This is a genomic window from Thermostilla marina, assembly GCF_054657455.1.
On record NZ_BAAHYR010000001.1, the window covers coordinates 2,595,287 to 2,616,766 of the forward strand.

Sequence of the window (21,480 nt, forward strand, 5' to 3'; positions counted from 1 at the left end):
ACAAAAAGCCGGCCCGCGCCGAAGCGCGGGGCGGTGCAGAGCCGGGAAAGCCGTTCAACGTAGAGCTTGGCCGGACGGCTGTTCCCGAGCTTTTAGTGTGCGCGCATATGCGGCGTAGACTTTGCCCAAGTACTGCTTAGGATCGGCTTTGATTTTCGCGATGCATCCAGGGCAACACACAAACACCGTTTGCTCCTCGACGACGACCGACCGGGCGTTCGCCGGCAACGGCTTTCCCATCACCGGGCATGTACCCTGAGCCGTTTTCATTGCGGTATGGATCTTGGCCCAATTTTCGCCGGAGATCTTTCCGCCGAAACAGCCTTTGCAACAGAGAAAGATCGTTTCTCCGCCGACTTGTGCCTTCACCGGCTTGCCGTGAGCGCCGAGTTTTTGACCGGAGACCGGGCACACAGCTTGTACCGCGATTTTGAGACGGTCGACGGCCGCCTGACGTGCCGCTTCGGCGGAGGATGCGCTTTGCGAGGCGGTTTCCGCGGAAGCTCGTTGTTGATGCATGGAATGATCATGCATTTGTGCCGCGGCGGCCCCAACTGTGAAGGCCATCAACACGCAGGCTGCCAAAGAGCATCGCAACATCGAAATCTCCTTTGTACGACGAAATGAAAGCGAGTGGAAAGATGCCGATCTCGCCGGCATCACTCGGTTTGTCCGATTGTATTGATGCTCGGATCAGCCGCAAACTTCTCGTCTTTGATGCCCAGTGCCAGTTTCCACTCCATGACCCAGCAATAGAGAACCGGGACGATGATCATCGTCATCACCTCGATGAGCATTCCGCCGAAACTGGGGATCGCCATAGGAACCATGATGTCGGAGCCGCGACCTCGGGAGGTCAGAACCGGGAGAAGCGCCAAGATCGTGGTTGCGGTCGTCATCAAGCAGGGACGCACACGTCGCAATCCGGCTTCGAGCGTGGCCTTGCGGGCGGCTTCTTTACTGTCGATTTGCGCTCGGCGGAAACTTTGGTCCAAATAGGTTGCGATCACGACGCCGTCGTCGCTCGCAATACCAAACAAGGCGAGAAAGCCCACCCAAACCGCCACGCTCAAGTTGATGGGGTGGACCTGGAACAGTTCCCGCAGGTTCGTGCCGAATGCGGTAACGTCCAGGAACCACGGTTGACCGTACAGCCACAGCAAGAGGAAGCCGCCTGACCAGGCGACAACGATGCCCGAGAAGACAAGACTCGTCGTGATTACGGCGCGAAATTGCAGGTACAAGATGACGAAAATGACGAACAGAGACAGCGGAAGCACGACCATCAGCGTTTTCTGCGCCCGCAATTGGTTTTCGTAATTGCCTGCGAATTTGAAACTGACGCCGGGAGGCAAGATCAATTCCCCCGAGTCGATTTTCTCTTGCAGAAACCGTTGGCATTCCTCGACGACATCGACTTCGGAGGTCCCCGGCTTTTTGTCGAACAAGACATACCCGACCAACCGCGTATCCTCACTCTTGATGACCTGCGGCCCTCGGACATACCGGATGCGTGCAAGCTGTTCCAGCGGAATTTGTTGCCCGGTCGGGGTGGGAACGAGCACGCGACCCAGTTGCTCGGGGGTATCTCGCAATTCCCGGGCGTAACGGACTCGCACCGGGTAACGCTCTCGTCCCTCGACGGTCGTGGTGATCCGTTTTCCACCGATGGCCACCTCGATGACGTCTTGCACGGTTCGAATGTGCAAACCGTATCGGGCGATGGCGTCTCGATCGATTTCAATTTCCAGGTAAGGCTTGCCGACGATCCGGTCGGCGATCACGGCCGACGCCTCGACCGACGGCACTTGCTTCAAAAGCGATTCGAGTTCGAGCGCGGTTTTCTCGATGCTTTCCAAGTCGGGACCTAAGACTTTCACTCCCATAGGCGCCCGCATGCCGCTTTGCAGCATCACGATGCGCGCGGCGATCGGCTGTAGTTTAGGGGCCGAGGTCGTGCCGGGAATGTCGGCTGCTTCCACGATGGCATTCCAAATGTCGTCCGGCGTCTTGATCGAGTCGCGCCATTGGCGGAAAGGACGACCGTTTTCGTCGGGGATCAGGTTGCCTTGCTCATCGCGAACGAAATCTCCTTTTGTTTCGTCGTAACGGAATCTCACACGTCGCCCATTTTTGTCTGTGATATATTCCGGTTTGTAGCTGATGATCGTTTCGATCATCGAAATCGGTGCAGGATCGAGCGGACTGTCGACCCGACCGATCTTGCCCACGACCGATTCCACTTCGGGAATCGACATCATCAGTTTGTCTTGCAGTTGCAAGACGTCGAATGCTTCGCCGATCGAGGCGTGCGGCATGGTCGTAGGCATGTACAAGTAGGAGCCTTCGTCGAGGGGCGGCATGAATTCGCGACCAAATCCGGGGAACGCCGTGGCCAATTGTTGATAGATGTAGGAATTGCGAAACGACGACGGCAACCAGCCGAACTGTCTGTCGAATCCGAGCCACGCAGAGATTCCCAAGACCACGACGAGGGCCGGAATGCTCAAGAAGAGGAGTTTGTGTCGCAACGCCCAGGTCAATAGCGGGCGATATAGAAAACGACGAAAGATTTCGAAGAAACCGAGCAATCCTCCCAGTACGATTACAACGAAAAGCAAATTGGGAATAAGTCCACGTTCGGGGCCGAACGGCAGCCAATCGACGGCCAAGAGAACGGTGACCAACCCTAACGCGGTGAGGCTTCCGCCGATCGGCCCGATCCGATGCCACTCGGCAGGAAGGAACTCTTCGGCGAACTTGTAGCCGCCGATCACCAGCAAGGCCGTTCCGATCCACCACGGTAAAGTTCTCGGCAAGAACGAGGACAAACAGGAGGCAATGGCTGAGTCCGGCAGTGCCGCAGCAATCGAAGCCCACGCAATCAAACCTCCCCCGATCGCGGCCACCAGTCCGTAGAGCAGGCGACGCATCCAGGTGTTCCGAATGCGACTGGTGAATAGTACGTGAGCGGCCGGCGGGATGATCGTCAGGGCAACGATGACCGAAGCAATCAGGGCGAACGTCTTGGTGAAGGCTAACGGGCGAAACAGTTTGCCCTCTTGACCGATCATCGTGAAGACCGGCAAGAAGCTGACGACGGTCGTCGCAACGGCGGTCAAGACGGCGCTGCCGACCTCCGATGAGGCGCGGAACACGACGTCGCGTGTGCTCACATTGGGAGAGGCCTCTTCGAGGTGTTTGAGGATGTTTTCGCACAACACGATTCCCATGTCGACCATCGTGCCGATCGCGATTGCAATACCCGACAAGGCTACGATATTCGCATCCACACCGAATTGCTTCATCGCGATGAAGCACATCAAGACCGCCAGCGGTAACAACGCACTGATCAGCAGCGAGCTGCGCAGGTGGACCACCATCACGAGGATAACCACTACGGTGACCAGAATTTCTTCCACCAGCGCGCGGTTGAGCGTGCCCAGCGTTTCGTAGATCAGCCCCGTGCGATCGTAAAAGGGTACGATGGTTACCTGGCTGACAGTCGCCCATTCGGGGCGATCTTCCGGGGCCAGCTTTCGTAGGTGCGCCGTCCACGCGTCGTGATTCAATTCGGCGCCCACGAAGGCGTCGAATCCGAATTGGGAGGCGTACTGTTCGAGGTCGGCGGTCCCGACCTTCGACCAGTCGATCAAGACTTTGGCGGGCAGCCCTGGTGAAACTTCCTTGATCTTCTGCTTGAGGTTCTCGATGGCCTTGAGGGGATTGTAGCCATAACGCACGACGCACACGCCGCCCACGGCTTCGGCTCCCCCTTTGTCGAGTGCGCCGCGGCGAAGCGCCGGGCCGAGCGTCACCACGGCAATGTCGCTGACGCGTACCGGCACATTGTCGTGGACTCCGACGACGGTCTTTTCGATGTCGTCAAGACTGCGGATGAAGCCCAGACCACGGATGACGTATTCGACCTTGTTGACTTCGATCGTGCGGGCACCGACGTCCACATTCGACATTCGCACGGCCGAGTACACCTCGTTCATCGTAATGCCGTACGCCCGCATCGCGTCGGGATCGACATCGATTTGATATTCCTGGACGAACCCGCCGATCGAGGCCACCTCGCTGATTCCCTCGGCCGAATTGAGAGCATAGCGGACTTGCCAGTCTTGAATCGATCGCAATTCGTGCAAGTCCCAGCCGCCGGTTACGTTTCCATCGAGATCTCGCCCCTCGAGCGTATACCAAAAGACTTGCCCCAGCGCGGTAGCATCTGGTCCCAGTGTCGGTTGCACGCCCTCGGGTAAAGTTCCGGCCGGTAGACTGTTCAGCTTTTCGATAACCCGGCTGCGTGTCCAGTAGAAGTCGGCACGCTCGTTGAATATGACGTAGATGGTCGAGAAACCGAACATCGAGTAGCTACGGATCGTCTTGACTTCGGGGATGCCCAGCAGCGCGACCGTCAGCGGATAGGTGATCTGGTCTTCGACGTCTTGAGGTGAACGCCCCATCCATTCGGTGAAGATGATCTGTTGGTTCTCGCCGATGTCGGGAATCGCGTCGACGGGTACCGGATTTCGAGGGATCGGCCCCGTGTTCCAGTTGAAAGGCGCCGTCATGATTCCCCAGAGCACGATGCCCACCGTGAATAAGAGCACGATCAGCTTGTTGTCGATGCAGAAGGCAATGAGACGATCCAGTAGAGACATCTTCTCGTTCGGCGATGACGGCACTTGGTCGCTCATAGTGGTGTCCAAAGGGTGAACGGTACGGCGGTTTCAGAGTCGAAAAAACATCGAGGTAGACCGAAGGGAGACCGTCCGGGAACAACGCTTGTCGCTATTGCAGTTCGACGACCGGTTCGACGCTGTCCGCACAGCGCAACATCGTGGCACCGTAGTAGGGGTTCCGGGTCTGGTCGTCCGGCTGCAACCAGTAGGCACCGCGTCCGTCGAACGCCATCGGACAGTGGTGCCGGTAGATCGAGACGCCTTCGACACCGAAACGTCGGACGATCCGGTACATTTCATCCGAGACAGGCGAGAATGTTTCCCGCAGCTTGACGATGTCTTCGGCCTTCGCCATGAGCGACGTGAGTTTCGCAAAATCAGCTTTTTCCTTGTTCCAGGCCTCGGCGGCGATGCCGGAAAGCCCGGATGCGTCGATCGATTGCAAAGTTGCTTCCAGGTCACGTGCATGAGCCAGTGCTTGTCGGATGTCGTCGGCGGCGAGGGCCTCGCACACGGCGGAATATGCTTTCCACAATGTCGTCACCCTCGCCCGGAATTCGGGCGTTGTCGGCACCGCCGTTTCGCCCGGCTTAGGAGGCTCGGGAACGACAGCAAAATATGTCCCGGCTTGATCCAGGTGGGCACCGTAGGTCGCCAAGATGCGATCCGCATCGCGAAAATCGCGCACAGCCGTTCCTTCGGTTACGTCGTTCGTCAAAAGCATCGCGAATTCATTCCAATGCACCTTCGACTCACCGACGAGCGAATCGGCGTCGACTTGATCCAACGTCACGCCGACCTCGCCGAACGTTTGGCGGTAGACGGCCAAGTCTTGCTCGCGCAAAGCCCGGCGTAGGCGGTCTCGCAACATCCAGAGGCGGCGCAAGGTGCCCTTCAGCTCAGACGAGACGACTCGCTCTTCTCCGCTGGATACACCTCCTCCTTCGGGTGTCATCATCGACGGTTTGGCGAGAATTTGCAGCGCGCTGTCCAACTTGAAATTGCCGTGCGTCACGACGAATTCGCCTTCTTTTAGACCGCTTCGAACCAAGTAATAGTCACCGGCCCGCGGTCCGAGAACGATTTCTCGCCCCTCGAAAGTCGGTTCGTCGGCATCGGGATCCTGAACGTAGACAATGGCTCTCGTGCCCGTCAGCAACGGAGCCGAGGCGGGAATCACGAGAGGTTCGATCGTTTCAGAGGAATCGATCGCGGCGTAGCCGAGCGACTCCGGCCGGACCAACGGCATTCCGCAGATATCACACGCACCAGGATCGTCATGAATCACTTCGGGATGCATGGGGCACATCCATTTGCCGGCTATTTCGGCATCCAACACTTTGCCGCCGGCGGCAATCCTCGCACGGACGACCGCCCGCACGAACATCTCGGGCTTCAGGCGACCGTCTTCATTGTCGACGTTGACTCGTACTTTGATCGTGCGGGTTACCGGATCGAGAACCGGATCCATGAACACGATGCGCCCGTGGAACACTTCGCCCGGGTAGGCTTCCGTCGTGAATTCGACGTCTTGTCCGTAGCGCAGCCATTCTATATCAGATTCGTAAGCGTCGAGCTTCACCCACACGTGCGTCAAGTCGGCGACGGTATAGATGCGGTCGCCGATTCGCACGCGGTCGCCTTCTTGGCGGAGCTTTTCGACCACGATACCGCCGATCGGCGAATAGATCGTGACGTGATCGCTGGGGACCATTCGCGTTTCGATTTCAGTAATTTGGTCGGCCGTCAAGCCGAGCAGTCGCAGTTTTTCGCGAGCGGCGGCCACCATGTCGATCGACTGAATGAGTCCACCCTGCGGTTGATTCCGGCGTTGCCGAATCGCTTGGATCAGTTCAACCTGCGCAGCGTACAGTTCTTCACTGTAGATCAGCGCCACATGGTCGCCGGGGCGGACCTGGACGCCGGTGTAGTCTGCGAAAAGGCGATCCAATCTTCCGGAAATCCACGCCGTAATGTAGGCGAGACGGGTCTCGTCGTAGTCGACCTTGCCGACCATGCGAATCGTCGCCGTGACGAACCGCCGTTCGACGGGGCGCGTTTCCAATTGCATCAGTTTGGCGGCTTCGGGCGAAACCGTGATCGTTCGCAACGCTCCCGTGGTCGTCTTCACGGGAATCAAATCCATCGCGCAAATGGGGCACTTGCCCGGCTTGGGACTTCGAATTTGCGGATGCATCGAGCACGTCCAGACGACGTCTTCGCCTTCGGCGTCACCCTCGTTCGCTTCGGCGTGATCATGCGCGGACGCGTCGGCGGTTACCGATGTTGGAGACGGCTGCCGGGGCGCCCAAGCCGACCGGGCTGCCTCCCATAAGACGACGCCGAATACCATGCTTGCAAGCGAGACGACAAGCATGAATTTCCCGCCGTGTTTTCGCCGAAGTCGGCGAAGAAAGATTCTTATATTCATCGAGGTCGTCATTCAAAGACTCCGCGTTTGGATCGCGAAATTGTTTCTTCCTCCGCTGCAAGCGAGGTGCTTCGTTGCTGCGCGTTTTCTTGCCGGAACGCCGAAATGCCCGCGCGTCACGTTTGGGTGTTTTTCAGGCGTTCTGCAAACCAGGTGATGAGTTGTTCGGCTTCCTGTTCAGTCGAGGCGCCGATCACCGTGAAGAAACGGCGGCCGCAGGGCGAACAGACGGTCAACGTGTCGTCTATGCGATGCATGACACACCGTCCTCCACTTGAACAACGATCGCCGCAAGGACACCGAGCCGTCCCGTGCGGTGCCGGCCCCTGTTCGAACACGGCAAGTCGACGACCGTCTTTCCGTTCGAGTACGGTGACGACGGCCGGAACATCGCGGGTCGGTACGTAGTACGCTTCGCAGGCGGTGTAGCCCTTCGGGGTTTGCTGCAAGGCGACGGGAGCAAACGGGAGAGCATCAAGGCTATTGGTCTGGATCTTGCGGGCACCGAAATGCTCCACCAATACCCTGCCGGCCGCTTCCGAATCATGAGAGAACGATGTCGTATAGGCTAGAAACGCCTGCGATAGTGTGCGATCATTTCGGGATTCACTTCGGAACCCACCGACGATCACAGCGAACAAGATCAGGACGCTTGCGGCAACAAACCACCAGCGATTTTGCAGAACGAAATCCGTCCATGCACGTCGCCTGGCAATCCGGCGTTCCAATGCCGCGACTCTCGACGGGGTTTCGAAGATGTCTTTTCGTGGCCGGCGGAGCGATTCCGGCAGCGGGACGGGCGATTCTGCCACCAAGCGGGAGAGCGACTCGATTCCCGCGAGTGTCTCACGACACATGACGCATGATGCCAAGTGTGCCTCGACGTCGCGCCGGTCCGATTCCGAAATTTCCCGGTCGTGGTAGGCCGAGAGCCGCTCGCGAATGCGATTGCATTCCATGGTTATTGCTCCCAACCCAGTCGATTTAGGATGCCTTGAAGTTCCTTCCGCACTCGATTCAGTCGCGAACCGACCGTTCCTTCAGAAATACCCAGGACCTCGGCGATATCTGCGTAACTGAGCCCCTCTTGTTCTCGCAACAAAAACACCAAACGCAGATCGTCGTCGATCTGTGCAAGGGCTTGTTGCAACAGGTCGCGAAGTTCGTTGCGTGATGTCGTTGGGACGCTATGATTCATCGTTTCGTCGTATAGAGAAACGGTCGGAAGTTTGCGCTTTCGGCGAAATTGCAAAGCCTCGTTCACGGCAAGCCGATAAAGCCATGTTTCGAACTTGGAATTGCCTTCGAAAGTGTCGAGTTTGCGGAATACCTGAAGGAACACCTGTTGTGTGAGATCGGACGCGTCGTTGGGGCCGACCATTCGATACATCAGTCGATAAACCCGTTCGACGCACGCGTGGTAAATGGCTTCTCGGGCCGAGGTGTCGCCCGCGACGGCTGCTCGTACCGTCACTTCCGGCACGACTGCATGTGCCTCGTCATGCAAAGGATTAGATGGCATAGCTGCCGTATTTCTTCTTGTTCTGAAAGAAACCTGAGTTGTGCTGCCGAACGAGTGAGCAATGGAGATTCGGCGTTGAAAGGAACGATCCACGGCGGATTATGGCTTTCGAACCGAAGCGACGGCAAGCCCGTTGTTTCGGCAGGTCTCCCCTTTTCGCTGAATTCTCGAAATTCTGTGCAAGAAATCGGCCGACACGTGCATCAAAGCTATCGGTCATGGGTTTTGGTAACTCGGAAGAGAGAGAAAGGAACGACATGAGATACCTTATTTCATTGCTGGTGGTTTTAGGGATTTCCGTGGTTCTTGTCACAGGCGGGTGCAACAAAGCGTCCACTACCGACCAATTAGGTGAGGGGGATTCGGCGTCCGCCACCGAGCAATCAGCTTCGCCTGCGGGCGAAACCGCTTCGGAATCGGAGGGTATGGCGAAAATGATGGAGGGGCTGGCGGAATTGTCGCCCGAAGACAAAGAATCGGCCATGAAACAACACATCTGTCCCGTGAGCGGCGAGATGCTCGGCTCGATGGGGACGCCGATCAAAGTCGACGTAAGTGGCCGTCAAGTATGGATTTGCTGCGAGGGGTGCAGGGATTCGTTGCTGGCCGAACCGGACAAATACCTGGCCAAGCTTGACGGTGATCCGGCGAACTGACCGACCGGCGCCGGATTTGGATGGTTCCTATTCTGCGTTGTGTCGATAAAGGAGAAGTGAAATTAGGGGTTCGCTGTTCTGTCATTTGAGGGGGGCAGCTTGGCAAAAAAGGGGGGGCCATGGATGGCACACCCAAAAAGATTTTTGTGGAAACATGGATGGTTGTGGGGGCTGACGGTATGTGTGTTGGGGGGCGGCGCGATAGGCTGTCACAACGTCGACCGGGTGCGCGACACCGACTACGTTGAGATAGTCCATCGAGCGTCCTATTCGACGACCGTGGATGAAGCGGTGCTCCCCCCCGACACTCCCGCCGGTCCCTTGTCGCTCGACGCGTGCGTTCGCCTTGCTTTGGAGCGCAATCCTAGAATTCAAGCGGCGCGAAAGAAAATCGAGGCTCTCGCGTATCGTGTCCCTTCGGCGGCGTCGCTACCCGATCCCACGATGAATGTCACCGCAGCGCCCGCGCCGATTCAAACGGCGGCCGGTGAACAGGATCTGTTGCTTGGGATCACGCAAAAGGTGCCGTTGCGCCGCAAGCTTGAGGCGAAGGCGGATGCCGCAGAGGCCCGGGCCGATGCCGCTCGGGCCGAGTTCGCCGCTGTCGAACTGGCCACCGTGGCGGAGGTAAAAAAAGCATACTACCAGCTCCAATTCGTCGAGCAGGCGATTGAAATCACGCAGGCGGATCTTCTACTACTTACCCAATTGCGGAACGTGGCCGAAAGCCGTTATCGCACCGGTCAAACCAGCCAGCAGGACGTATTGCGGGCGGAGGTCGAAATGGCCAATGTCCGCCATGAGTTGATCCAACTCGAACGGCAACGAACGGGCGCACGGGCCAAACTCGCGTCCTTGATGCATATTTCGCCGGAGGCGCCCATCGAAACGACCGAACCGGCGAACGAAAATCTGGCACACAATCTCGCCGAACTTCAGGCTCGGGCGGTTCGTAATCGCCCGGAACTTCATGCCAAGTTGGCTTCGCTCGCGGCGAGTCGCAAGGCTGCGCAACTTGCCAGACTTCAGTATTTGCCTGATGTGGTCTTGGGGGCCACGTGGATTGCCGTCGACGATGCCGGCATCAGCCCCGTGCGCGACGGCGAAGACGCCTTCCTGTTGAATGTCGGTGTGAATCTGCCGATCTACAGGCGTCGTTTGGAAGCAGACGTTCGCTCGGCTGAAGCCGAGGCCGTTGCGGTGGCCAAGGAATACGACGCACTGCGAGACGAGACGTTGCGTGAAGTCATCGACCTCGTTGCCGACGCGCAAAGCAAAGAAGAATTGATCCGGCTGTTCGAAGCGGACATCTTGCCGAAGGCACGCCAAACGCTGGAAGTTTCGAGTCAGGCCTACAATGTCGGCCAAACCGATTTTTTGCAATTGATCGACAACTGGCGACAGTTGCTCCGGTATGAGATCGCTCATCGGCAACTGCAGACGGCTTTGCGGCAGACGCTGGCCGACTTGGAACGTATCGTGGGCGGCTCCATGGACACATCCGCCGGTGTGTTCGAGATCGAAGACGTTCCCGTTCCGGCTTTGCCGGAATAAAGGCGATGCCGATGGACCGAAAAGGCGAATGACGACTGCTTGAAGGGAATGGAGCGATGAAACGAATTTTCGTCGCGTGTGCTTGCGGCGTGCTGGTGGCGTTTTTGGTCGCTGCGGTCGGTTGCGCCGATGCATACCATCGGTATCGTGATTGTCGCCCAGGTTGCGGTTATTGCCCCCCTTCACCGTTGTTGTACGACGATGCCCCCGGGGACGGCTGCCACAGCGCACCGGTCGGTTCTTATCTCACGTCGGCGGATGCGCCGTAGCGGGACCGTACGCACGCTTCCTTTCCATCCATGCTTTCTTCTCTATTTTGGCTGCTGCTTTCTAGGGACGCTGTTTCACTCGTGGGGCTGTGGTCGGTGCCGATTGCACGAATGTGTGGGGTTTGCGAACGGGAGATATCGAGAATCCCTCATCTTTCCGTTTTCGTGCAAGCGGTGCGATGAGACGTCGTGGAATGAAGTTACAATAGCGACCTGTCGGACTACTGCGTGCAGGACACCTCGTCGCGCAAACCGCCGCCGGATCCCCCCTTTGCCGATTTCGACGGACGGCGACTGCCCGCATTCGGGGAACGTCATCTTGAAAGTTGTCCGTCGCACGCCCCCCTGCCCTGTTGACCACCCTTGGTGCATACGCCCCTCTCTAAAGAACGAATTCCGATTGGTTGCGAGGAGCATCCGGATGAAACGCCGTGATTTTCTGAAAGCCGGTGCCGTTGCTGCAGCTGGCGGATTGGTGTCGAATGCTGCCGTGTCTTCGTCGGAAACGCCGAGCACACCGTGTCGATCGACACCGCAGACATGGCCGAGTTTTCCCCTGCCGAAATTTCAAGTCGCCGACGGGCCGTTCGACCCGAACTGGGAATCGTTGCGAGCGGGGTACCGTTGCCCGGAATGGTTTCGGGATGCGAAGCTGGGCTTTTGGGCACATTGGGGGCCGCAATCGCAAGCAGAGGCGGGGGATTGGTATACCCGGCATATGTACCTGCAAGGTCATCCGAACTACCAGCACCATCTGGAGAACTACGGTCATCCGTCGGTCCACGGTGCAAAGGATTTGATGTGTGCCTGGAAGGCCGAGCACTTCGATCCGGAGGATCTGATCAGTCTCTACAAGGCCGCCGGGGGACGATATTTCGCCTTCATGGTGAATCATCACGACAACTTCGATTCATGGGATTCGAAGTATCAGCCTTGGAACTGTGTCAACATCGGTCCGAAAAAAGATTTGTGCAGGATGTGGGCCGATACCGCACGAAAGCACGGATTGCGATTTGGTGTGACGTTTCACAACACGCCCTATCGTTGTTGGAACGAGTTCATGCCCCTGTGGTATGGAAGTGACAAGGAGGGGCCGCTGGCCGGTGTTCCGTATGACGGGGCCGTGGTGAGCAAAGAAGACGGTATCGGAACACCGTGGGAAGGGCTTGATCCTCGCGACCTGTACGGCCCCGTCCACGAGGCCAATTCGCCCTGCCCGCAGTTCGTGCGGCAATGTTTGTTGCGGGTAGACGACTTACTTCGCAAGTACGATCCCGACCTGCTCTACTTCGACGACGCCGTGTATCACTTGCTCGACGTCAACGAATCGAAGCAGCTTAGAGCAGTGTTGGGAATGCCCGACCTGATTCCGCAGATTGCGGCACACTATTACAACCTCGCGTGCAGCCGGCGCGGCCGGTTGGATGTCGTTTTGAATGTGAAACACGCAACGCATGATGAGGCGACGGCGATGATCCTGGCAAGCGCCGTCGTCAACGACTTCGAAGTGGTCGACCCCGATCGGCCGTTTCCCAATCCCTGGCAGACGGACATTTCCGTCGGCAGTTGGCACTACCGTCGCAACGATCGATATCGTTCGCCAAGCCAGTTGATTCGAATGCTCGTCAACATCGTAGCCAACAACGGGAACATGCTGTTGGGCGTCCCGCCCCGCGGCGACGGACGCATCGACGACGAGGCACGCCGAGTCGTTGAGAAAATCGGTGAGTGGATGCGAATCAACGGGGAGGCCATCCACGCAACGCGTCCTTGGAAGCAAAGCAAAGAAGGCGACATCCGCTTTACCCGCAGCAAGAACGGCGAAAGCCTGTATGCCGTCAGTCTGTCGTGGTCCACCAGCGGCAAGGTTCGTATATCCAACGCCGCACTCGACAACACGCCTGTTGCCGACGTAGCGCTGCTCGGCCACGCGGGGCCTCTTGCATGGCGACAGACGGAAACGCTTCTCGAAATCACCCTACCGCCGCACCCGCCGTGTGAGGCGGCCTACGCGTTCCGAATCCGCGGGCAAGACCGAACTGCCTTTGCCGACACATGAACCAACGGACACGGTGATCGCCGATGCAAACAAGGGGGTTGCGGCTCCGCTGCCGCTTCGCATCGCGCTCAGACCGCAGCTTAGCAGCCCGTTGCACAAGCCGGTTTTGGACGCGGCTTGACGGCGAATAATGACCAATGGGCGTTGTGACCTTGCCAGGTCGAATATCGCCAAATAAGCGCCAAATGGCCGTTTATACGGCGCAATCGGCCGAGTATCGACGTGGTGTGAAGATAAACAATCGCAATGACAAAATAGAAAAGGCAACCGACGCGAGTCAGGCTCCGCGGCGAGGCAAGGCCGAACAGCAAGCGCAGGATCACCGCCAGGTTGTAGCCCATCACCCGCACCAGGTACCATTTCCTGACTTCCGTCAGGCCCCGCAGCCATACCCGACGACTACCGCCGGTATCGCAGACGTGCGCGAACGTCCGCTCGCAGACCTCCGAGCGCTTCCGCAGAAGCCGTTTCCCGCGGGCTCCCAGGCAACGTCGACGGTTCGCGCGATACGCTTCCTCGTGCTCGCTCGGCTTGTCCGTCCAACGACGCTTGTGCCGAAGACGCTTTTCCGGAATGTATGTCCTCCAACCACCGGCGTGCTGCAGCCGCGAAAGCGTTTCCGCCTTGTGATAGCCCTTGTCGGTAACGACTTCCTCGGCCGGTTCGGTGTCCGCCTTGATCGCGACCTTGTCCGCCGCCTGCAGCGTCTGTTCGATGCTTGTCGTGTCGGGCGTGTCGGCCGTGTACACCTCCGCCGCCAGGATCATCCCCGATCCAAGTTCGACCGCGTGCTCCGCCTTGTAGGCCATGTGGGTGCGGCCGTCTTTCAGCTTGGCGATCCTCGCGTCCGGATCGACCGGCGATTCCCAGTCCCGGTTCGAAAGCCTCTTGTCTTGCCGCTGTCGATCGAAACGACGCAGTTCGTCGTCGGTCGGTTCGTCTGCCTCGGGGTTCTCTTCCATGTAGATCTTGCGGACAAACTCCTTCCAGCTTTCTCCTTCCTCTTTATGTTGCAGCGACTTCAAGGCCGCATTGCCTTCCAGGAAGGTCGCGTCGACGCCCAAGGTCTTGCCGCGCAACAGGCCTTCTTTGCGGGCGATCTCGACGACCATGGCGAACAGTTTGAAGAAGACCTCCAGCGGCAGGCGTTGCCGCGTGCGGCTGAGCGTGCTGTGGCACGGCGTCGGTTCCGTGATCTCGCAGCCCAAAAAGATTCTGGCCGAGAGGCTGTCGGCACAGCGGGCGGCGATCCCGCGTTGCGAACCGATGCCCTCCAGAAAACCGAACAGAGGCATCCGGATCACCACCCCGACCGGTGTCGAGGGGCGGCCGGTTTGGGCATAGTACGGGGCACACAGTGCTTCTGCTCGTTGATCGAAGTCGTGTTTCGCCAGAAGCGCGTTCAGCTTGCGATAGAACGCGGCACCCGGCGGTTCGGGGATTTCATCCCGGCGGATAAACAGCGTCGGCTGTCGAAGCCTTCTTCTGCGTCCGAGCATCGTGTCGTCAAAAAATTGGTCCCAGAGGCTTATTCCTTGTCGGTTCGTGCCACTATTTTCTACAATCAGCCGCAGTCTGCAAAGAGGTTTTGCAACGGGTGATAGGACAAGTGATTGCCGTAGCTTTGTATTTCCCGTCGGCTTGACCAGTTCGCAGCACGCCGTGCTTCTTCCGCTTCGGTCGGTACGCTCTCCACGCTCCAGCAGCATGGCAATCCATCCTACCCCGACACCTTGAACAGAAATCTGAGGCTGGTCAGGGCTGCGCGCCTCGTTGTGCCACGAAGGATTTCGCGTGGGCAACCTCGATCCTTCGGTTTTTAGCCAATCGGGCACGAAAAAGACACTTCGAACGGCGTACCGAGCGCATGACGCCGCATTCCATGAGGTCCGGCATTTTTTTGGGGCAGTAGGTGTTACAGGCTGGACGGCAGGGACGTATTTACTCACCGAGTTTGTGCAACTCGGTTTCCAAGCAAGGGAAAAGCCATGACCCGTCGACAACGCCAAACCAGTTTCTGCAAACGATGTCACCGCACCGAGATCGCCTATAAAACTGTGGAAGGAAAGGCCCTTTTTGCTTGTGCGCAATGCGGTCGAAAATGGACCCGACCGGTTATCAATCCCGGTAAAGACAACTCTGCAGCAGCCGGCGGAGCGGCGCTTGCCGGCGCCGTGCTCGGGGCTGCGGTAGGAGGGGCTCTCATGGGACTAACCGGGTTCGGGATAGGGGGAGTAATCGGAGCCGGTGCAGGGGCATCCTTGGTCGAACAACCACCTCACGAAGATTGCTTTCGATGCGGCGGTAAGGCGAACATTGTGGGGAAGAAAGGAAACCAAATCTTTTGGCAGTGCGCCGAATGCGGCCGGTTTTGGAAATCCCGTCGCAATTAGGCTCATCTGCTCACATACGACTCACATTCGACGAGGTGGGGCCGATTACCTCACCACGCCGGGGCGATATTCGCTAACTACGAGCCATCACCGCCTTCCAGATTTCTTCCAGTGAGTCTTGTAATTCCTGCCCCAATTCTTTCAGATTACGTCCTCTCTCTAGCCCGGAAGTACACCCACGGCAAGTATCCTCAGAATTTTCGATCACCAGGGAGGCCGGCTTTCGATCTGGCGAGGACGACCGCAAAACGACGGCAATACGACTTTCCAACCCATGCGTCGACAACGCCTCTCGCCATAGTTGCTCCGTCGTATTCTTTTCGTCGTCCAACAAGATTAAGGCGTCGATCTCGGAGAAGATTTTTTCACGTCCGCGAGGAATCCTTTCCGGATTTCCCGGATTGTGCTTGCCGCCGGGAAGATCGGCGATGAGAACCGAAAACCATCGGCGGCCGCGTCGTAACTGTGAAGCGATCAATTCTTCCATTCGAGGCGTCCAGTTGCGTTTGCATTGCCGGCGAAGTTGGTTCACCTCACGAACAACTGTACTGTTCAACCCGGTGAGATACCAATGCGGGGTGGGCGACTGGCCGTCACAGTCGAGCATCCAGCCGTCGATGCCCTTTTCCTCCCGGAACCAATCCAACACACGGGAAAAGACGGACTTCCCGCGGTGAGGATCACCTGCGACACCGATAACGACTCCGGGGTCGGGCTTCGGAAAATGTTTTTCCAACCAGCTCGGCATTCTATCGCATCGCCCCAAATAGTCATTTTCTTCGTTATACACAAGGACGAGCCCATCACGGGCCGACCAACAGAAGATGCGACGTACCCTGACCTTTACGGCCGTGTAGGCGGCGATCGCGTAGAAATCGACACCGGCTCGACCTGCCAGAACGAGATCACGAGGTGGTTGTCTTCGCAGTTCGTCGAGCTGCGGATCGAGCAATTGCCGCACGGCAGATTCGGTGACCGGTGGATTGGCGCGCAATGTTACATACAGGAGGCGTGCGTCAATTGGCCCGTTCGCAGGAAGCAGTTCGCACCGACAGCCAAAGCAATTAGCCACGGCGTTGGTATACCCTTTTCGAACGGCCGTGACCTTGCCGGCTCCTTCTTTGCTTGCCAGAGCGGACGCGTGCGCGTACATCCAAATAGCGCCGGGCCCGTCGAGAACAATTTCCCGGCAGCCCATTTTTTCGCGGGGAAGCGGGGCTTCTTTGAGCACGTCGGGCTGCCAAAATCGGTCGCAAGAGGGCACGAACGTGATCCGCGTTTTTTCGGTGCTGCCACTCACCCGAAACCAATCAGCCATGTGCATTTCTCGTGGAATTTTGAAGGAACACATTCCAACCGCCCGAGAATTCTGGGGCGTCAAGACATCTAAACGGGTCGTTTCGTGTCGCCCTGGTTTAGATACACTTCCAACCGGCTGGCCGACTCTCTCGACAAGCTCTCACGCCGAATTGCTGCCAAAGCCGCTTTTGCCTGAAACACCGTGACCAGCTTCAAATTCTTGTACCAGGTGTTATGAAGGTACGGGTTGGGAAAGATCGCTGTGCTGCTGGAGCGGAGGGAGCGTAGCGACCGAAGCGGAAGCAGCACAGCGGGCCGCAAACTCGGCCGGGGCTACGTACCCCCAGTGAGCTGTGCGGCCGGTTTCGGTTGTAGTCCTCTCGCCACAGCTCGGTCAGCACCTTTGCCGCCGCCAAGCTCTCGAACACCTCCGTTGCCAAAAACTCGTCACGCAGCCGGCTGTGGAAACTCTCGGCGTAGCCGTTCTCCCAAGGGCTGCCCGGCTCGATGTACAACGTCTCTATCCCCATCCGACCCAGCCAGGCCCGAATCGCTTCGGCCACAAACTCCGGACCGTTGTCGCTGCGGATGCACTTCGGCACGCCTCGTCGGGCGAACAACTCCGCCAGCGTCTCGATCACGTCCTCGCTGGTAATACTCCGATCGACCTTCATGGCCAGACATTCCCGCGTGTGCTCGTCGACGATCGTCAGCCACTTCAACCGGCTGCCGCCCGTGGTGCGGTCGAACACGAAGTCCCAGCACCACACATGGTCCTTGTGGTCCGCCCGGCGACGGACGCAACCGTTCTCGCTCGTGCCCAATCGTCGCCTTTTGCGCTTCTTCTGCGGCACTTTCAGCCCCTCACGACGCCACAATCGGTAAATCCGCGTATCGCTCGCCCGCCAATCCTCTTGACGAAGAAGCCAGGCGATCCGCCGGTAACCCCATCGCGGACGACGTCGGGCCAATTCCAACATCCGACCCGCCAACGCCGCCTCGTCGTCTCGCGGCTTCGCTCGGTAACGCTGGGTACTTCGCGGCTGACTCAAGGTCTTGCACGCCCTTCGCTCGGAAACCGAAAACCGCTGACGCAGGCCTTCGATCGCCGCACGCTTCCGGGAAGGGCTTACCAGTTTCCCTCCGCTACGTACTTGAGCATCTGGATGTCCAGTTCCTTCTCGGCCACCAACAGCTTCAGCCGCCGGTTCTCCTCCTCCAATTGCTTCAGCCGTTTCGCCTCCTCGGCCTTCATTCCGCCGTACTGGTTCCGCCAACGCAGGTACGTCGACTCGCTGATCTCCAAGGCCTGGAGCACCGCCGCCACGTCCTTGCCCGCGTTGAGCATCGCATCCGCGTCCCGAAGCTTCCGAACTATCTGCTCCGGCGTGTGTCGCTTCCTTCCTCGTGTCGTCATCTTCCTGGTCTCCTCGCCTTACGGCTCTGAGACCTTCATAACACATGGATCAGTTTTTCGATAGCAGGCCAACCAGTTGGACGTTGGGTGATTCGATGTTGCGACGGCCGAACAGGTCCATGAAGCCCAGGTACTTGTGGCCAAGGGGGAACAGATGGTGGTAGCCGTTGCCCTGGCGAACATCCCCGGAGGCCCAATCGTAATAGGCGGTCAATACCGGAGACCAGGGCAGTTCCGGAAACTTTCGGCCCAGTCCCAGTGTCCAGGCGCCGGCGCCGTGACCGGCATCTTGAAAAGCGCCGAACTGCACGGCGCCTTCGGCTTCGAACAGCCAGTGGTCGAAGTCGGCCGTCAGACGCATGCCCAGCGTGTCGAACCCGAAGTCTTGGCGATCATCGTCGAGGCGCAGATAGTATACAGATCAAGGGCCCTTTTGGGGGCCAGCCGGCGTGTGACATAAACACCGGCAAACTGGCGGTCGTAGTCGGGCGAGTCGAAGTGATCAGGGTCGGGCGAGATCGGCCGGACCCAAAAGGCGTCCACGTCCCACCGCTCGCTTCGCCAGAACAGCTTGTAGCCCTCGAAGGTGCGCCGCGTGTTGGCCCAGTCGAGCGGCGAGAGTACTCGCTGGTTACCATAAAGGACTTCTTGCCGGCCGAGTCTGCCCCAAAGCTCGCCGCAAGCCGTGCTCCAAAGGCGCACGTCACCGAACAGGTTCTGCAAGTCGGTGCGGTTCTCCTCGATCGGCCGCGGGGCGAACGACTCGTAGTTGCTTACTGCATCAAGCATTTCCACATACGCACGCAGCGCGGAGCCGAACTGCATGTTGAGATAGATGCGCGTGCGATAAAGCAGAAAATCATCGTCCCGGCCCGTCAGGCCCAACCCACGATGGTTGCGTTCGCTATGATGGCGAAGACGAAATTGCCCGCCGATGTCGTAGGTAACACATGAGCCGAAAGGCATTCGTTTCAGCGTGTCGCCCAGATACAACTCTGCATCCGGCGCCAGTAGGTAAGAGAAATCGTTGTCGTAGAAGAGTCCTTTGTGGCTGCGTGCCGCCGGCGGTGATTCCTGCGCCCGGCACGTGTCTGAGCCCCAAGGCGTGCAAACGAGCAATGCCCACAGTGCTATGATTGTCGCCCCGCCATATTTCGCCAACAGCAAGTCGTGGGGACGGCTCATGGCATCAACTCCGCGATCAGGCCCAGAAACATTACGGTGCACTCCGGTTGCGCCGCAGTGCGCAGGTGCTTTCGTATAGTGTAATAATCGACATCGCCGGCACAGTCTTCGTATTGAGAATCAAAGTGCCCGTCACGCCTGGCGTACTCGCGTACACGGAGAGTAGCAACTAGGAAAACTTTGCCGCCACGTGCCACCCTGCTGCGGCGCGCAACAATCGCGCAGCCGAGGATCACCGGGCGGCGGTTAGCTAGGATAGGGCTCTCAGAACAGCGGGAGGAATGTCAGCGAAGAGAGCGAAAAAGCGAGGAAAGGGCACTATTTGCTATCTTGCCGCTCGGCTTTCCAAGTGATGTGCAGCGATGTTCAGCATCCGGGTTTACCCGGCCACAGCGTCGTGCCGGCGGACTGCTTCTTGAGAAGTCGTGCCACATGCGGGTGTAGTGAAGCCGACATGTGTGAAGCCGACCATCAAGGAAGCGGCCCGGCTGATGTATCGATCGACTCGGCGGTTCGAGGAAGTGTGTCGGCCAGCACTTGGGCCCAGTCGGCAACAGCCTTGACTGCCTGGGCAAGGAATTGGACATCCAATTTGGCGAGCGAGTCGGCGACAGGTCGGGCGACCGCCACGAGATGAGTCCCGGCGAATTGCGCAGCCGTCTGGTGGATAGCATTCGCCTTATGGCTCTCGGCAAGGGTTTGAGCAAATGCTTGCTTGAAGTGGAGATAGGCCATAAACCCGGTTTCGACGGCCAGATGGTCGGGGGATTCGCTCAGCCGCGGAGAATAGCCGAACAGTTGATACAACTGCCTCAATTCCGCCAGCAAGCGGCCGGGATCGGACAGAGGCCGATATGTGACTTCCCGCAGCGAGACCGGCCCCCCGGGGCCAAAAATCGTATGATAGGTCGCCTGGGCTGCATGACGGAGTGCGTCCTCTACTGCTTCGTTCAGCAGCGGGTCATCCGCCTCGACACGCAGCGTCAGGAGTTCCGAGGACCAGTTTGCTGCCGGAGGTTCGAGCAAGAGGGCAGCCAATCGCCATCGGGCAGCCCAGCGCAACAGAGAAACGGCTGCCCGCTCAGTAGGCGAGCTCTTGGCGAGTCGTGTGTTCATGGTGCCGATCCCTCGGGAGTCATAGTGAGCCAAGCCGTGCGCATTTTTCGGGCTCCAAATTCCTGATGGCTGCCTTCCCAGACAGCGAAGGCAACTTGCGGCTGAGGATAGTCGAGCAACGCCTCCGGCAAGGGGCGCACCAGCATCACCACCCACTGATCGCCGCTGCGTATCCCTTGGCCTTCTGAGAGAGTTTCCGAGGCGGCGGTCAAAGTGCCGGGCCCTTCGGCAATCAAGTCTTGCACAGCCCCAAGGTGAGGCGGAGCCACCGGGTTGCCCACGGCTCGGGCCGGACTGTAGCGCCGGGCCATGGCTTGCTGGGGGGGACTGCCCTGTGGAAGCGAAGGCGCGGTGAACGGGTAATGATCGACCGTGGCATTCGGATAAGCGCTGTGCAGAGTCGGCTCCGACCCCTGTGCCTGGACTTGCCAGGCGGCGTTCCAGTAAGTGATCTTCACCGGCCGGCCCGGTTCGCCCATCTGTGGGGCTGGGATCGAGGGGCCGATCTCAGCCGGCATTTGCACAGCGCACGCATCAGGAAAGGCGTCGATAAGACTGCGTGTGTTTTCCGTGGGATCATCCCACCGGAGGCGGAAAGCAATTCGAGTGCCGTCGGTGGCCGCCTGAATGTGCAGGGTTTTGACACTCGGCTCGGTCAGCCGGGGATCGACCATGTCTTGCAGCAACAGTTCGGCTTCATAGGTCGGCACAGCCTGCCATGCCTCGTCAGACGGATCGGCAGGCAATTGATCCAGCCTGACCAGTACCAGGCCGGTTGGCTGCGATTCCACGGGCCGGCTACAGCCACACCAGCTCGCCACCAACCATAGTGCCGCGAAAGCCAGCATTCGCCATCGGGGCATGGTGAAGTGCTCCTGTTATGAACAGTTG

At 58.6% G+C, this 21,480-nt stretch carries 17 protein-coding genes; 4 read left to right on the plus strand and 13 right to left on the minus strand.

Annotation, left to right across the window (positions count from 1 at the left end; translation table 11 throughout):
- Positions 1-54: 54 nt before the first annotated feature.
- The 6 genes from ACYQ2I_RS09515 to ACYQ2I_RS09540 all read right to left on the minus strand — a co-directional run bounded on the left by ACYQ2I_RS09515 (position 55) and on the right by ACYQ2I_RS09540 (position 9,125).
- Positions 55-600: a hypothetical protein gene (locus tag ACYQ2I_RS09515; RefSeq protein WP_460166777.1), complete on the minus strand. Its 546-nt coding sequence runs from the start codon at positions 598-600 to the stop codon at positions 55-57.
- A 59-nt stretch (positions 601-659) separates the two neighbouring features.
- Positions 660-4,703 (minus strand): efflux RND transporter permease subunit, encoded by a 4,044-nt coding sequence (locus ACYQ2I_RS09520; protein WP_460166778.1) that lies wholly within the window; start codon positions 4,701-4,703, stop codon positions 660-662.
- Positions 4,704-4,797: 94 nt separating this feature from the next.
- Positions 4,798-7,065 (minus strand): heavy metal-binding domain-containing protein, encoded by a 2,268-nt coding sequence (locus ACYQ2I_RS09525; RefSeq protein WP_460166779.1) that lies wholly within the window; start codon positions 7,063-7,065, stop codon positions 4,798-4,800.
- Positions 7,066-7,235: 170 nt separating this feature from the next.
- Positions 7,236-8,078 carry an anti-sigma factor family protein gene (locus ACYQ2I_RS09530; protein ID WP_460166780.1) on the minus strand — a complete coding sequence of 281 codons (843 nt, stop codon included), beginning with the start codon at positions 8,076-8,078 and terminating at the stop codon, positions 7,236-7,238.
- A 2-nt stretch (positions 8,079-8,080) separates the two neighbouring features.
- Positions 8,081-8,602, minus strand: coding sequence for an RNA polymerase sigma factor (locus tag ACYQ2I_RS09535; protein ID WP_460166781.1), 522 nt, complete (start codon positions 8,600-8,602; stop codon positions 8,081-8,083).
- Between the two features lie 28 nt (positions 8,603-8,630).
- Positions 8,631-9,125 carry a hypothetical protein gene (locus tag ACYQ2I_RS09540; RefSeq protein WP_460166782.1) on the minus strand — a complete coding sequence of 165 codons (495 nt, stop codon included), beginning with the start codon at positions 9,123-9,125 and terminating at the stop codon, positions 8,631-8,633.
- Between ACYQ2I_RS09540 and ACYQ2I_RS09545 the strand changes: the two genes are divergently transcribed.
- The 4 genes from ACYQ2I_RS09545 to ACYQ2I_RS09560 all read left to right on the plus strand — a co-directional run bounded on the left by ACYQ2I_RS09545 (position 9,124) and on the right by ACYQ2I_RS09560 (position 13,179).
- Positions 9,124-9,297, plus strand: coding sequence for a hypothetical protein (locus ACYQ2I_RS09545; protein ID WP_460166783.1), 174 nt, complete (start codon positions 9,124-9,126; stop codon positions 9,295-9,297). The two genes, ACYQ2I_RS09540 and ACYQ2I_RS09545, sit on opposite strands and share 2 nt — an antisense overlap.
- Before the next feature lie 123 nt (positions 9,298-9,420).
- Positions 9,421-10,851: a TolC family protein gene (locus tag ACYQ2I_RS09550; RefSeq protein ID WP_460166784.1), complete on the plus strand. Its 1,431-nt coding sequence runs from the start codon at positions 9,421-9,423 to the stop codon at positions 10,849-10,851.
- Positions 10,852-10,907: 56 nt separating this feature from the next.
- Positions 10,908-11,120, plus strand: coding sequence for a hypothetical protein (locus tag ACYQ2I_RS09555; protein ID WP_460166785.1), 213 nt, complete (start codon positions 10,908-10,910; stop codon positions 11,118-11,120).
- A gap of 421 nt (positions 11,121-11,541) precedes the next feature.
- Positions 11,542-13,179 carry an alpha-L-fucosidase gene (locus ACYQ2I_RS09560; protein WP_460166786.1) on the plus strand — a complete coding sequence of 546 codons (1,638 nt, stop codon included), beginning with the start codon at positions 11,542-11,544 and terminating at the stop codon, positions 13,177-13,179.
- A gap of 80 nt (positions 13,180-13,259) precedes the next feature.
- Here the strand turns inward: ACYQ2I_RS09560 and ACYQ2I_RS09565 are convergent, their stop codons facing one another.
- The 7 genes from ACYQ2I_RS09565 to ACYQ2I_RS09595 all read right to left on the minus strand — a co-directional run bounded on the left by ACYQ2I_RS09565 (position 13,260) and on the right by ACYQ2I_RS09595 (position 21,452).
- Positions 13,260-14,678, minus strand: coding sequence for a transposase (locus tag ACYQ2I_RS09565; RefSeq protein ID WP_460166787.1), 1,419 nt, complete (start codon positions 14,676-14,678; stop codon positions 13,260-13,262).
- Positions 14,679-15,645: 967 nt separating this feature from the next.
- Positions 15,646-16,533: a hypothetical protein gene (locus tag ACYQ2I_RS09570; protein WP_460166788.1), complete on the minus strand. Its 888-nt coding sequence runs from the start codon at positions 16,531-16,533 to the stop codon at positions 15,646-15,648.
- Between the two features lie 550 nt (positions 16,534-17,083).
- Positions 17,084-18,288 (minus strand): IS3 family transposase gene (locus ACYQ2I_RS09575; RefSeq protein WP_460166789.1). Its coding sequence is split into 2 segments (ribosomal slippage): positions 17,084-18,024 and positions 18,024-18,288, totalling 1,206 coding nucleotides; the frame shifts between segments, so codons are not numbered across the junction.
- A 49-nt stretch (positions 18,289-18,337) separates the two neighbouring features.
- On the minus strand, positions 18,338-18,649 hold the full coding sequence (locus ACYQ2I_RS09580) for an alginate export family protein (RefSeq protein ID WP_460166790.1): 312 nt from the start codon (positions 18,647-18,649) through the stop codon (positions 18,338-18,340).
- Positions 18,640-19,473, minus strand: coding sequence for an alginate export family protein (locus ACYQ2I_RS09585; protein ID WP_460166791.1), 834 nt, complete (start codon positions 19,471-19,473; stop codon positions 18,640-18,642). Before ACYQ2I_RS09585 ends, ACYQ2I_RS09580 begins: the two co-directional genes overlap by 10 nt.
- Positions 19,474-19,944: 471 nt before the next feature.
- Entirely contained in the window at positions 19,945-20,589 is a 645-nt protein-coding gene (locus tag ACYQ2I_RS09590) for a molecular chaperone TorD family protein (RefSeq protein ID WP_460166792.1), read from the minus strand.
- Positions 20,586-21,452: an ethylbenzene dehydrogenase-related protein gene (locus ACYQ2I_RS09595; RefSeq protein WP_460166793.1), complete on the minus strand. Its 867-nt coding sequence runs from the start codon at positions 21,450-21,452 to the stop codon at positions 20,586-20,588. The genes ACYQ2I_RS09590 and ACYQ2I_RS09595 overlap by 4 nt, the downstream gene beginning before the upstream one ends.
- Between the last annotated feature and the right edge of the window lie 28 nt (positions 21,453-21,480).

Bases quoted from the DNA above. Each gene is read 5' to 3' on its own strand.
- ACYQ2I_RS09515 (WP_460166777.1), bottom strand. From the start codon at position 600: ATGTTGCGATGCTCTTTGGCAGCCTGCGTGTTGATGGCCTTCACAGTT.
- ACYQ2I_RS09580 (WP_460166790.1), bottom strand. From the start codon at position 18,649: ATGCGTCTGACGGCCGACTTCGACCACTGGCTGTTCGAAGCCGAAGGC.
- ACYQ2I_RS09590 (WP_460166792.1), bottom strand. From the start codon at position 20,589: ATGAACACACGACTCGCCAAGAGCTCGCCTACTGAGCGGGCAGCCGTT.
- ACYQ2I_RS09565 (WP_460166787.1), bottom strand. From the start codon at position 14,678: ATGCTCGGACGCAGAAGAAGGCTTCGACAGCCGACGCTGTTTATCCGC.
- ACYQ2I_RS09560 (WP_460166786.1), top strand. From the start codon at position 11,542: ATGAAACGCCGTGATTTTCTGAAAGCCGGTGCCGTTGCTGCAGCTGGC.
- ACYQ2I_RS09550 (WP_460166784.1), top strand. From the start codon at position 9,421: ATGGCACACCCAAAAAGATTTTTGTGGAAACATGGATGGTTGTGGGGG.
- ACYQ2I_RS09540 (WP_460166782.1), bottom strand. From the start codon at position 9,125: ATGGCCGATTCTTTGTCTTCGGGCGACAATTCCGCCAGCCCCTCCATC.
- ACYQ2I_RS09595 (WP_460166793.1), bottom strand. From the start codon at position 21,452: ATGCCCCGATGGCGAATGCTGGCTTTCGCGGCACTATGGTTGGTGGCG.
- ACYQ2I_RS09585 (WP_460166791.1), bottom strand. From the start codon at position 19,473: ATGAGCCGTCCCCACGACTTGCTGTTGGCGAAATATGGCGGGGCGACA.
- ACYQ2I_RS09555 (WP_460166785.1), top strand. From the start codon at position 10,908: ATGAAACGAATTTTCGTCGCGTGTGCTTGCGGCGTGCTGGTGGCGTTT.
- ACYQ2I_RS09545 (WP_460166783.1), top strand. From the start codon at position 9,124: ATGAAACAACACATCTGTCCCGTGAGCGGCGAGATGCTCGGCTCGATG.
- ACYQ2I_RS09520 (WP_460166778.1), bottom strand. From the start codon at position 4,703: ATGAGCGACCAAGTGCCGTCATCGCCGAACGAGAAGATGTCTCTACTG.
- ACYQ2I_RS09530 (WP_460166780.1), bottom strand. From the start codon at position 8,078: ATGGAATGCAATCGCATTCGCGAGCGGCTCTCGGCCTACCACGACCGG.
- ACYQ2I_RS09525 (WP_460166779.1), bottom strand. From the start codon at position 7,065: ATGCTTGTCGTCTCGCTTGCAAGCATGGTATTCGGCGTCGTCTTATGG.